Origin of the sequence: Pseudomonas simiae (assembly GCF_900111895.1) — a bacterium.
GTDB lineage: Bacteria > Pseudomonadota > Gammaproteobacteria > Pseudomonadales > Pseudomonadaceae > Aquipseudomonas > Aquipseudomonas simiae.
Map to the genome: position 1 here is coordinate 350,922 of NZ_FOKB01000006.1, position 12,591 is coordinate 363,512.

General features: G+C 61.4%; 10 protein-coding genes. 2 read left to right on the plus strand and 8 right to left on the minus strand.

The genetic code is table 11. The features are described from left to right. Window positions 1-4 precede the first annotated feature (4 nt). From BMZ57_RS20405 to BMZ57_RS20415, 3 genes are read right to left on the minus strand one after another with little or no spacing between them, the layout of a single operon-like run. A complete protein-coding gene (locus tag BMZ57_RS20405) occupies window positions 5-274 on the minus strand; it encodes a phosphopantetheine-binding protein (RefSeq protein ID WP_010213712.1) in 270 nt (89 codons plus the stop codon). Next, entirely contained in the window at window positions 252-1,064 is an 813-nt protein-coding gene (locus BMZ57_RS20410) for a lysophospholipid acyltransferase family protein (RefSeq protein WP_010213711.1), read from the minus strand. The genes BMZ57_RS20405 and BMZ57_RS20410 overlap by 23 nt, the downstream gene beginning before the upstream one ends. Next, complete coding sequence (locus BMZ57_RS20415) at window positions 1,040-1,759, minus strand: beta-ketoacyl synthase chain length factor (protein WP_010213710.1); 720 nt, start codon at window positions 1,757-1,759, stop codon at window positions 1,040-1,042. The genes BMZ57_RS20410 and BMZ57_RS20415 overlap by 25 nt, the downstream gene beginning before the upstream one ends. 304 nt (window positions 1,760-2,063) lie before the next feature. On the opposite strand from BMZ57_RS20415, the gene BMZ57_RS20420 reads away from it, so the two are divergent. Next, complete coding sequence (locus BMZ57_RS20420; RefSeq protein ID WP_010213709.1) at window positions 2,064-2,834, plus strand: ParA family protein; 771 nt, start codon at window positions 2,064-2,066, stop codon at window positions 2,832-2,834. Between the two features lie 484 nt (window positions 2,835-3,318). Beyond that, window positions 3,319-3,537, plus strand: coding sequence for a DUF6124 family protein (locus BMZ57_RS20425; protein ID WP_010213708.1), 219 nt, complete (start codon window positions 3,319-3,321; stop codon window positions 3,535-3,537). 99 nt (window positions 3,538-3,636) lie between these two features. Here the strand turns inward: BMZ57_RS20425 and trxC are convergent, their stop codons facing one another. The 5 genes from trxC to BMZ57_RS20450 all read right to left on the minus strand — a co-directional run. Beyond that, a complete protein-coding gene (trxC, locus tag BMZ57_RS20430; protein WP_010213707.1) occupies window positions 3,637-4,071 on the minus strand; it encodes a thioredoxin TrxC in 435 nt (144 codons plus the stop codon). Between the two features lie 111 nt (window positions 4,072-4,182). After that, window positions 4,183-5,646: a protein adenylyltransferase SelO gene (gene selO, locus BMZ57_RS20435; RefSeq protein ID WP_069672815.1), complete on the minus strand. Its 1,464-nt coding sequence runs from the start codon at window positions 5,644-5,646 to the stop codon at window positions 4,183-4,185. A gap of 48 nt (window positions 5,647-5,694) precedes the next feature. Further along, window positions 5,695-9,033 (minus strand): mechanosensitive channel MscK, encoded by a 3,339-nt coding sequence (gene mscK, locus BMZ57_RS20440; RefSeq protein ID WP_010213705.1) that lies wholly within the window; start codon window positions 9,031-9,033, stop codon window positions 5,695-5,697. A gap of 50 nt (window positions 9,034-9,083) precedes the next feature. After that, on the minus strand, window positions 9,084-10,826 hold the full coding sequence (locus BMZ57_RS20445) for a potassium/proton antiporter (protein WP_010213704.1): 1,743 nt from the start codon (window positions 10,824-10,826) through the stop codon (window positions 9,084-9,086). Between the two features lie 243 nt (window positions 10,827-11,069). Beyond that, window positions 11,070-12,591: methyl-accepting chemotaxis protein (locus BMZ57_RS20450; RefSeq protein WP_074900619.1), on the minus strand; the 1,522-nt coding region annotated here is incomplete at its 5' end.

The following is a 12,591-nucleotide window of genomic DNA, read 5'->3' on the forward strand; positions in this document are numbered from 1 at the left end:
GGTCTCAAGCTGCCTGTCTGGCCGTGACGAACGCCGCAAGGCTGGCCACGTTGGTGAAGTGATTGCGGGTGTCCTTGGCGTCGGCGTCGATCTTGATGCCGTACTTTTTCTGGATCGCCAGGCCCAATTCCAGGGCGTCTACCGAATCCAGGCCGAGGCCTTCGCCGAACAGGGTTTGCTCGCTACCGATGTCGTCGACGCTGATGTCTTCCAGGCCCAAGGCCTCGATGATCAGCATCTTTATGTCGTGCTCAAGGCGGTGTTGGTCGCTCATCTTCGGCGAGCTCCTTAATAAAATAGTGATGCAGGTAATCGTTGAGCTTGCGTGAGGCCTGGGGTGGGGGCCCCAGTGTTGCGAACGCCTGTGGTTCTATATCGGCACCCACCCGCAAACTGAAGTGCACGCGGCATTTTGGGATGCGATACCAGGGTTCGGCCTTGGTCAGCGTCGTGGGGCTGACCTTGATCACCACGGGAGTGATGATTGTCGCACCGCGCAGCGCAATGGCGGCGCCGCCGCGATGAAAGGCAGGCGCTGCGCCGGGTGTGGTGCGGGTGCCTTCGGGAAAGATGATCAGGGTTTGGCCGCCACGCAGGGCATCAGCCGCCGCATCGAGCATTTCGGCACTGCCGTCGTTGCTGATATAACCCGCGTCGCGCACCGGCCCACGGGTGAAGGGGTTCTGCCACAGGCTCTGCTTGACCACGCAGTTGGCCTGGCGCACCAAGCCGATCAGGAACACCACGTCGATCAGCGACGGGTGGTTGGCGATGATCATCTGGCCTGGGCGGCCGAGTTTTTCCGTGCCTTCGACGCTGTAGGTGAGCACGCCGGCGCGCTGCATCAGGCGGATAAAGAACCAGAACAGCCAACTGATCGTATGGCGGGCGCGGCTGCGATGTTTTGCAGCGTCCCCTGGCAGGCAACTGAGCAACGGGAACACCAGCAAACGCAGGCACAGGCCACCGAAGCCGAACAGAGCGAAGCTGGCGGCGGTGGCGAACAGGCGCCAGTAATAGGCATCCCGAGGTTTGTCGTTCAGGGCTTGCGTTGCCAGTTCCATACACGGTTCTTCCAGGCATGTTGGCAGGCGACCTGTTCGGTGAGCAGGGTGCGCAGCAGGTTCAGGGCGTGGGGCCACTGGGTTTGAGTGAGTTGGACACTGGCGCTGCTCAGTTCCAACTGCCACTCGTCGCCCGGCGTCAGCAGCAGACCAAGGGCATAGGGAAACGGCACGTCCACAATCCAGCTGGCGTAGGCTTCGGGCGGCTGTTCTTCGGTGATGACCAGCAAGACCGCGGGTGCGCCTTCGTTGAGCAAGGCCGCCGCTTCGAGCATGCCGTGCTCCAGGCCGTCACCTGCGGCCGCGAGGGCTGTCATTTCGCTGGTCTCATTGCGCAGGATCGACCACAGGCCAATCACCGCGTTGTGCACCGACAGGCTGAACTGGGTCGGCGACAGCGGCTGCTCGTTGGCCAGATCGCTGAGAATATCGAGGGTGCGCGGGGTCTCGCCGTGTCGGGAAATAAACACCAACGGCAGGTCCTGCAGGCTCTCGGCCAGTGGCCAGCCCACGCTGAAGGCCATGCGCGCCAGGCGGCTCAGGCGGCGGCGTTGCATGGCCGGCAAAAATGACACGTCAGGGCAGGCATCGCTGGCAGGGAGTAACACCGGGGCCTGGCACCAGGCGCGCCAGTCGTCCACGCTATCAAGCCCTGGGGCCCAGGCGCGCCATTGGGCGATGTTGAAAGTGATCACTGAGAAGTTATCCCGCCCCTGCGGGCTTCCATGTGCGGCTTTTGGCCCCGAATACCGGGACAGGGAGCAATAGCCGAGTGGTGCGCATTATCCCGGTGCCGTGGGGTTCTAGCAAATATTGGTAAAAAATTGTTCACGGCTGATTACAATTTGGTTGGGATTATTTACGGATTGTCCTTTACCCCTCGCCGATTTGGATTGTCAGACCCTTCCTGTTCGTTTGTCGGGGGTGGATGAACGAGGTAGCGAACATTCGCTTAAGCCCTCTACACTCGAGCATTCATTGATACACGGAGGTTTTTCCATGCGGCGCGTGGTGTTCAATCAAAAAGGCGGCGTTGGCAAGTCCAGCATTGCCTGCAACCTGGCGGCAGTCAGCGCCAGCGAAGGCTATCGAACCCTGTTGGTGGACCTCGATGCACAAGCCAACTCAACCCAGTACCTCACTGGGCTGACCGGCGACGATATACCGATGGGCATTGCCGAATTTTTCAAGCAGACCCTGTCTTCCGGGCCTTTTTCGAAGAAAAACCGAGTAGATATCTACGAGACGCCCTTCGACAACCTGCATGTGATCACCGCCACCGCCGAACTGGCGGACCTGCAGCCCAAGCTCGAGGCCAAGCACAAGATCAACAAGCTGCGAAAGCTGTTGGATGAGCTGAGCGAAGATTACGACCGGATTTACCTGGACACCCCGCCAGCATTGAATTTTTATGCGGTTTCGGCGCTGATTGCCGCTGATCGTGTACTGATCCCCTTCGATTGCGACAGCTTCTCGCGCCAAGCCCTGTATGGCCTGCTGGCTGAGATTGAAGAACTGAAGGAAGACCATAACGAAGGCCTAGAAGTGGAAGGCATCGTGGTCAACCAGTTCCAGGCGCGGGCGAGTCTGCCACAGCAGATGCTGGAGGAGTTGATTGCCGAGGGCCTGCCGGTGTTACCGGTGTACCTGGCCAGCTCGGTGCGCATGCGCGAGTCGCACCAGGAGAACAAGCCCCTGATCCACCTGGACCCGCGGCATAAGCTGACGCAGCAGTTTGTCGAGCTGCATAACCTGCTGGAAAACGCGTGATCTGAACGACAACACAAAACCCTTGTGGGAGCGGGCTTGCTCGCGAATGCGGTGTGTCAGTTTCAGATGTACAGACTGAAACACCGCATTCGCGAGCAAGCCCGCTCCCACATGTGTATCGCATTCCTGCAGCTGGAGTTGGATTTTTCCCACGGGGGCTGTAGGACGGGTCTGGCAATAGGGGTTGTGCCTTGTAACGTTGCCTACAGGTAAGCCAGAATCGCCCGGCTTGTGCGTCTGGGTGGGCGTCTCTAAGGTTCCCGGGTCGCTGAATGTTCAGTGATCGGGTTTAGTAGCCCAACCGACCAAAGCAGTTACACCGCTCCCAAAGCATGGCGGCATATCGCCTATATGATGGTGGCTGTGCGCAGGGCACTTTCGGGTGCGCCGGTCTTTGCTTTGTTCCCCGGTCTACTAACCTGCGTACAGCTACCGCCCTTCGTTTAGTAGCGAAAAGGTGGTGGCCCTATCAGGGAACAAATGCATGTCTATTCGTCTTTTCAATGTGGCGCCCAACCTCCCCACCGAAACCCTCGTCCTCAACAGCTACGAAACCTTCTCCTCCGTCCGCACCTTGTTGCTCAACCTGTCCAACGACCTCAGCGGCGAACACCGCGACGTGGCCTTGGCCATTCACCAATTAAGCGAACTCGGCGTAATGCTGGTCGGCCAGATGATGGACCGCGAAGCCCCACTAACCTGAGGCTGAAACACGGTCCATGTGGGAGCGGGCTTGCCTGCGATAGCTGTAGTGAATTCAACACTGCCATCGCAGGCAAGCCCGCTCCCACATTTGACCGCGTTACACGCCCTGGCTACGCAACCAGTTCATCAACTGCGGCAACGGAAACGCCCCGCTCTGACGCGCCACTTCGCGGCCGTTCTTGAACAGAATCAAACTGGGAATCGAGCGAATCCCCAACTGCGCCGACAGCTGCTGATTGGCCTCGCTGTCGAGCTTGGCCAATCGGCACTTGCCCTGCAACTGTCCGGCCGCCTGCTCAAACACCGGCGCGAACGACTTGCACGGCCCGCACCAGTCGGCCCACACATCCACCAGCAACGGCAGGTCGCCCTTAATCTGGCTGGCGTAGTCGCCCTGTTTCAGTTCGAAAGGCTTGCTCAACAACACCGGCTGCTTGCAGCGCCCGCATTTGGGCGCGTCACTCAGGCGTTCGCCGGGGATGCGGTTAAGGCCGTTGCAATGGGGGCAGGGGATTACAAGCGGTTCGGACATCGGGAGGGCTCCTAGGGTATGGCCAATAAGTCCAATTTGGAGCCGACGCTGACATTTATCAAGGTAAATGCAGCCCCGAACCGCGCAAGACAAGCCCGCCCACTACAGCGCCTATGAGGAACAGCTGATTTCCAGGTGTTTGCCCCAATCCGGCGGCCGCTGTGCGTATTGCTCCATCCCCGCTTGCTCCTCAAACGGCTTGGACAGCACCTCGTGCAGCCGCCGGACTTCGCTGTAATCCCCTGACTCGGCTGCAGTGATGGCGTTCTGCGCGAGGTAGTTGCGCAGGATGTACAGCGGGTTCACTGCGTGCATCCGCTCACGGCGTTGCTCTTGGCTATATTCCCCATCCCGCACAACACGGGCCTTGTACTGCTCAGCCCAGGCATCAAACCCGGCCAGGTCGACAAAGTCATCGCGCAGTCGCGTCACCGCCGGCGCCGCCGATTCATCCCCCAGGCGGCGGAAGAACAGGGTGTAATCCACGCCGCTGTTCTGCATCAGTTGCAACAAGCGCTCCACCAGCTTCTGGTCATCGTCTTCGGCGGTGGTCAGCCCCAAGCGGCGGCGCATCAAATCCAGGTAATTGGCCTGATACAGCGGCAGGTACAAGCCCAGCGCTTCTTTCAAAGCATCGACGCTGATAAACGGCGTCAACGCCTGTGCCAATGCACTGAGGTTCCACTGCCCAATCGGCACTTGGTTGCTGAAGGAGTAACGCCCTTCATGGTCGGAGTGGTTGCAGATGAAATGCGCGTCAAAGTCATCCAGGAACGCAAACGGCCCGAAGTCGAACGTGATGCCCAGGATCGACATGTTGTCGGTGTTCATCACGCCATGGCAGAAGCCATAAGCCTGCCATTTTGCGATCAGTTCGGCGTTGCGCTCGACGATTTCACGGAACATCGCCAGGTACGGCTCAGGTTGTTCACGGCACTCGGGGTAGTGCAGGTTCAGTACATGCTCGGCCAAGAGTGCCTGCTGCTCGGGCTTTTTGGTGTAGTAGAAGTATTCGAAATGGCCGAAGCGGATATGACTGTGCGCCATGCGCAACACCATCGCGCCGCGCTCCTGCTTCTCGCGCCACACGGGGGTGTCGGAGCCGATCACGCACAGCGCACGGCTGCTGGGGATGCCCAGCGCGTGCAGTGCTTCGGAGGCCAGGAACTCGCGGATGGACGAGCGCAATACCGCGCGCCCATCGCCCATCCGTGAGTAAGGCGTCATCCCGGCGCCCTTCAGATGTAGGTCCCAGTGCTCGCCGGCCTCGTTGTACGCCTCGCCCAGCAACAACCCGCGGCCATCGCCCAGTTGCGGGGTGTAGCCACCGAACTGATGCCCGGAATAGACCATCGCCCGCGGTTCGGCCTCGGCCCACAGCGTGTGGCCGCCGAACAGCTCGGCGAACACCGGTGTTTCGGCAACGGCGGGATCAAGATCGAGCAGGGCCATGGCGGCCGTGCTCGCCACGACCAGGCGCGGTGCGTCGAGGGGCTCAGGCAATACGTGGGTCGAGAACGCGTCGCCCAGGCGTGCGAAGCGGTTGTCGAAGGTCAGTTCGTCGAGGGCTTTCACCGGCCATCTCCAGCAGAATGTCCGAGCATTCTGCTGGGGATAACGGCGTTAGTCGAGTTTGCTCGGCGGCGGTTCCTGCACACCGCCGTCGTTGGCGGGCTTGGCCGGGGTGTCGACCTCCACCAATTTGTATTCCTGGCCGTGGAGGTTCTTGAGGTAGACCTCCATCTGGCGGAACGAGATGTTGATGTGCTCTTTCTTGAACTCGCGATTGATAAAGCGGTTCACTTCGTCGATCACCGGGTTACGGTCGCCGAGGTCGCGCACGTGCATGCGCAGTTCGTGGTCGAGGGTGCTTTCGCCGAAGTTGAGGAAGTACACATGGGGCTCCGGCTCCTTGAGTACCCGTGGGTTGTCGCGGGCGGCCTTGAGCAGCAGTTCCTTCACGCGGTCCAGGTCGGAGCCGTAGTCCACACCCAGCTTCAACGTGACGCGGGTGATGGTGTCGGTCAGCGACCAGTTGATCAGTTGCCCGGTAATGAAGGTCTTGTTCGGGACAATGATGTCCTTGCGATCAAAGTCAGTGATCGTAGTGGCGCGGATGCGGATCTTGCTCACCGTGCCCGACAGGTTGCCGATGGTGATGGTGTCGCCGATCCGCACCGGGCGCTCGAACAGGATCATGATGCCGGAAATGAAGTTGGCGAAAATCTCCTGCATGCCGAAGCCCAACCCCACCGACAGCGCCGCCACCAACCATTGCAACTTGTCCCAACTCACGCCGAGGGTGGACAGGGTGGAGACGAAACCGACGCCGGCAATCACATACGACAGCAACGTGGTGGTCGCATAGGCGCTGCCCTGGGCCAGATCCAGCTTGGACAGCACCAGGACTTCAAGCAGGCCGGGCAGGTTGCGCGCCAGCGCGAAGGTGATGCCGATGATGATCAAGGCGCCGAGCAAGTCGCCGATGCTGATGGGGACCATGCTGATATTGGCGCCGGTACCGCTGGTGTATTCGTACAGCGTGACGTTATCCAGATACGAAAATACCGAGATCAGGTCCGACCACACCCAGTACAACGCCGCGATAAAGCCGCCGAGCAAGGCCAGGCGGATCAGGCGCATGGACTGTTCGTTGACCTGTTCGATGTCCAGGGTCGGTTCTTCGATCACCGCTTCGCCGTCGCCGGCTTCCTTGGCGGCTTGGCGTTTGGCCAGGGCACGCGCGTAGGCCAGGCGCCGGGCGGCAACGCCCAGGCCGCGAACGAAGGTGGCTTCGATCACCAGCCAGAACATCAGCAGGTACAGGGTGTTGATCAGGCGATCGCTGAGCTTGAGCGCGGTGTAGTAGTAGCCAAAGCACACGGCGATAAACAGCGCGACCGGCAGCGCGGTAAACAACAGGCCCACGGCCTTGCGAAACAGCGAAGCCTTTTCATGAGTGGGGCTGTTGAGCAACAGGCGGCCGAGCAGCCAGGCCATCAGCGCGTAGCAGGTCAGTACCACGCCGATACCCAGCACGTCGTCGGCGAGCGCCGCCGGTTGGTGTTCAGCGATGGCCACCACGGCCACCAGCGCCAGCACCACTAACCCGAGCTTGCGCACCCAACCTTGCAGGAATTCGACCTGGGGCTTTTCCCAGCGGAAGTGCAGTTCGGCCACGCCGCCCGGCGCCAGGATGCGATAAGCGGTATAGAACACCAGCCAGGCCTGGGCGATCTGCAGCAGGGCCGAGCCGAGGTTGGCGTTTTGCCCACGAGCGTCGATCTGCAACGCGTAGCCGCACAGCGCCAAACCCAGGGACACCGGCATCGCCAGCAGGATATTGATCAGGATGGCCTGTGGCGTGTGCCACTGGCTGTCACGTTTGAAGTGGCCGATGTCCAGGTGCACCTTGTTCAGGCGCTGATACAGGTTTTTACGGCGCCACAGCAGGGCACCAATCAACAGCAGCAGGGGCAGGAATAGCAGCGGGCGTTGGGTCAGGCCGTCATACAGTTCGCTGACGCTGGAAGCCCAGGGCAAGGTGGCGACTTGCTTGCTCAGGTGCGCCGGGACCGTTTCCAGCCATTCGGTGTCCAGCGGCTTGTTGCTGGGGATCCAGAACATCTGCTCATCCAGCGTCGCCCGCAGGGTAGTGGCGGTGCTGAGCAGTTGTTTCTGGTTCAGTTGCAGCGTGATGGATTCGTTGAGCAGCGCGCTCAGCTCGCGGCTCAGGCGCTCCAGCAGGTCGCTGCGGGTGATCGCCAGTTCCAGCAAGGTGCGGCGCAACTGCGGGGTGACGTCTTCCGGCGACTGGTTGGCCAGCAAGTTATCCACATAGGCGCTGGGGGAGCTGATCAGTTCACGTTGCTGGTTGACCTCGAACTGGTACAGGCGAATGTTGGCAATGTCGTCCGCCAGGTCGCGGTCTACTGTCAGGCGCGGCAAGGCCTGTTTCTGTTTATAGAGGATCTTGGACAGCAGCAGGCTGCCCTTGAGCACGTTGATCTGCTCGTCCAGGGCCGAGTCGCTCTGGGTCACGGTGTCGAGTTGCTGCTTGGTTTTCAGGTTCTTCTGGGTCAGGTCGTTGAGGCGGTCAGTACTTTTGAGCAGGTAATCGGACAGCTTCAGGTTGGCTGCGCTCTCGGTGGCCAGCAGACTGCTGCCGCCGGCCTTTTGCGCTTCGATGGACTGTTGGGTCACCGTTTGTTGGGACTGGGCCAAGCGCTTCTGGTTGATCAGGGTCTGCAGGTCCTGGATCTCTTGTTCCAGGCGCGCGGTTTTCTCCATCACTAGGTCGTGCTGGCTGTTGCCCAGGTCTTGCAGTTGGCTGTTGCCGGCCAGTTCCTGGCGGCGCAGGGGGATCAGCGCGCTAAGGGCCGCGAGTTCGGCGTTGAGCTGGTTGCGCTGGTCGCCGCTGAGGGTTTTGCCGTTGTCTTTGCCGGCCTTGAGGATCGAATTGATCTGCAGGATGCGCGTCTGGCTGCTGCTGATCTCGGTCTGGGCGCGCTCGGGGCGGGTCTGGGCGGCAATGGACAGGCTGTTGGCGTCGGCCAGTTCTTTTTGCAGGTCGCCTTGCTGGGTGGTGCGCTGCACCAGCAACTGCTCAAGCTGCGGCACCGGCAAAGTGGCGTAGCGCTGGGCGACCGGGACGATTTTGGTGGCCTTGAGCCGGGTCAGTTCGCGCTGGTTATCAGCGGTCTGGCGCGGCGCGTCTTCCAGCTGGCGTTTGAGGTCGACCAGGCGCTGCTCGTAATCCTGCTTGTTGCCCAGGTACGTCAGGGTCTGCTGCAGGATGGTCTGCAGGGCCTTCATGTCGGCGTCGGGCAGCTTGCGGTCGGGCAACTTGTCCAGGGTTTGCTGGATGGCGTCGGCGCTGGGCGGGTCGGCCGCGTGAACGGTGCCGACACAAAGGGTCAGGCCCAGCAGGGCAGTGGCGAGGAACGTGCGCAGGGTAGGCATAGAGACCGGTCTTGCAAGGTGAAGAATCGGGGGCGTCGTCGCCCCGCAGTTTAGAGGAAGAGACCGGGGCCCGGGCGACTTCCTTCGGGGAATCTGACGCCCACTTTGCCGATCTTGTTCCCATCCATGACCGCGACGGTCCAGATGGTATTGTTCCACTCCACCTGGTCGCCGACGATGGGGGCGCCGCCGACTTTTTGGGTGATGAAGCTGCTCAGCGGCATATCGGGGTCGATGCCCTCCAGTTTCAGGCCGTACAGCGCCGAAACCGCGCCCAGCTGGGCGTCGCCTTCCAGCACGAAGTCGCCGAAGAAACGCAGGTCGAGACCGCGTTGCGGGGCCTGGCTGAACAGTTTGCCCAGTGCCGGCAGGTTGTGTTCGTGGCCGATCACGCAGAGCAAATCGCCGACTTCCAGCACGGTACTACCCGACGGATGGAGCAGTTGCTGGCCACGGAACAGCGCGGCGATCCGCGTACCTTCGGGCATTTTCAGCTCGCGCAGGGCAGCGCCGATGCACCATTTCTCCGCGCCCAGGCGGTAGACGAACAGCTCCCACTCGCTGGTGACGTGCACTTCCAGCGCTGCACGGGAGATCGGTGCCGGGTCCGGCGGTACGGTGACTTTGAGCAGCTTGGCCACCCACGGCAGGCTCGTGCCCTGCACCAGCAGCGACACCAGTACGATAAAGAACGCGAGGTTGAAGTACAGCTGCGCATGGGGCAGGCCGGCCATCAGCGGGAACACCGCCAGAATGATCGGGACCGCGCCGCGCAGGCCAACCCAGGCGATAAAGGCTTTTTCGCGCCCATGGAAGGCCTTGAAGGGCAGCAGGCCGACCATCACCGACAACGGCCGCGCAAACAGGATCATCCACAGCGCCAGGCCCAGGGCCGGCAGTGCGATGGGCAGTAAGTCATGGGGGGTGACCAACAGGCCCAGCACCAGAAACATACCGATCTGCGCCAGCCAGGCCATGCCGTCGAGCATATGCAGAATGCCATGACGGCTGCGCACCGGGCGGTTACCGATCACCAGGCCGCACAGGTACACGGCGAGGAAGCCGCTGCCATGCAGGGCGTTGGTCACGGCGAACACGAACAGGCCACCGGCGATCACCAGGATCGGGTACAAGCCGGTGGCCAGGTTGATGCGGTTGACCATCTGCAGCATCAACCAGCCGCCGCCCAGGCCGACCACGCCGCCGATGCCGAACTCGCGCACCAGGTGCGTCAGCAGGCTCCAGTGCAGGCCGGTCTGGCCGCTGGCGAGCATGTCGATCAAGGTGACGGTGAGGAATACCGCCATCGGGTCGTTGCTGCCGGATTCGATTTCCAGGCTGGCAGTGACCCGCTCGTTGAGGCCCTTGCCGCCGAGCAGCGAGAACACTGCCGCGGCGTCCGTAGAGCCGACAATCGCGCCGATCAGCAGGCCCTGGATGAGATTGAGGTCAAACAGCCAGGCCGCGGCCATGCCCGTGAGGCCGGTGGTAATCAACACCCCCACCGTGGCCAGCGATAACGCCGGCCAGAGTGCCACGCGGAAACTCGCCACCCGTGTGCGCAAACCGCCGTCGAGCAGGATCACGGCCAGGGCGAGGTTGCCCACCAGGTAGGCGGTTGGGTAGTTATCGAAGATGATGCCGCCGCCATCGACGCCGGCGACCATGCCCACGGCCAGGATGATCACCAATATCGGGATACCCAGGCGGGACGAGAGAGAACTCACCAGAATGCTCGCACTCACCAGCAACGCGCCGATCAAGAACAGGCTGTTGATGGTCGTCGCATTCAAAGGCAGTACTCCATAAGCAAACAGGACGGGGCGCAAACTGACCATGCAGTCTGCGTGCCAGCGATTCTAACCTGTTGAATTGCTGCGCTGTCAAAAAGCTTTTTCTGATTTGCGCAAAGCCAAATGTGGGAGCTGGCTTGCCTGCGATGGCGGCGTGTCAGGCGCTAGAGGCGCTGGCTGACACATTGCTATCGCAGGCAAGCCAGCTCCCACAGGGATAGGCGTCGTCAGGCGAATCCGATTTTAGAGACGGAACCGGCCGACCATCCCATTCAGATCCACTGCCAGGCGCGACAGCTCACTGCTCGCTGCACTGGTCTGGCTGGCGCCGGTCGCCGACTGCACTGACAGGTCACGGATGTTCACCAGGTTGCGGTCCACTTCCCGTGCCACCTGGGCCTGTTCTTCCGCCGCGCTGGCGATCACCAGGTTGCGTTCATTGATCTCGACAATTGCCGTATTGATGGTATCCAGCGACATCCCGGCACCTTTGGCGATATTCAACGTCGATTCGGCGCGTTCCGTGCTGTTGCGCATCGAGTCCACCGCATGCTCGGTGCCGGCCTGGATGCTGCCGATCATCCGCTCGATTTCGCTGGTCGATTGCTGGGTGCGATGGGCCAGGGCGCGCACTTCATCGGCCACCACCGCAAAACCGCGACCGGCTTCACCGGCACGCGCCGCTTCAATCGCTGCGTTCAGGGCCAACAGGTTGGTCTGGTCGGCCAGGCCGCGAATCACGTCCAGCACCTTGCCGATGTCGCGCGACTCATTGGCCAGGTCGCCAATCAGGGTGGCCGTGGCTTGCACGTCGCCGCTCATGCGTTCGATGGCGCTGACCGTTTCCTGCACCAGGTCACGGCCATCACCGGCGGAGGTGGTGGCGTTGCGCGAAGCTTCGGACGTGCTCACCGCATTGCGGGCGACTTCTTCGACGGCACTGGTCATCTCATTCACCGCGGTGGCGGCTTGTTCGATTTCGTTGTTCTGTTGGGTCAGGCCACGGGCGCTTTCGTCGGTGACGGCGTTCAGCTCTTCCGCAGCAGACGCCAGCTGGGTCGCGGACCCGGCAATGCGTTGCAGGGTGTCGCGCAGCTTGTCCTGCATCTTGGCCATGGCGGCCAGCAGGCGCCCGGCTTCGTCGCTGCCGTCGACCTTGATCGGCCGCGTCAGGTTGCCTTCGGCCACTTCTTCGGCCGCTTCCAATGCCTGGGAAATCGGCAGGGTGATACTGCGGGTCAGCAGCCAGGCGAACAGCAGCGTCAGCAGGGTGGCGATCACCAGAAGGCTCACCACCATGTTGAAGGCCATGTTGTACTGGTCTTCGGCGTCCTTATTGGTGGCCAGGGCCATCTTGTTATTGATGTCCAGCAGACGGGTAAGCACTGCGTTGACCTGCTCGGAGTTGCTCAGCAATTCGTTATTGAGCAGGCTGCGCAGCTCTTCCACCTGATTGGCCCGCGACAGGCTCTTCATGCGTTCTTCAATCTGATGGTACTGTCCAAGCAGGCGCACGTAGTCGTCGTAGGCCGCACGCTCTTCGCTGCTCTCGATGAGTTTTTCGTAGATGCCCTGGGCCGTGCGAATCTGCTGATTACGCACTTCAAAGGCTTCCAGGGTTTTTTGCTGAACCTCCGGCTCACGGTTGGTCAGCAGGCGGTACGACAACACACGCAGGCGCAGGGTCAGTTGGGTGAATTCGTCGAGGGCGCGAATGCTCGGCACGCTGGACATTGTGATGTCTTCGGTGGCGCCACGGATCTTG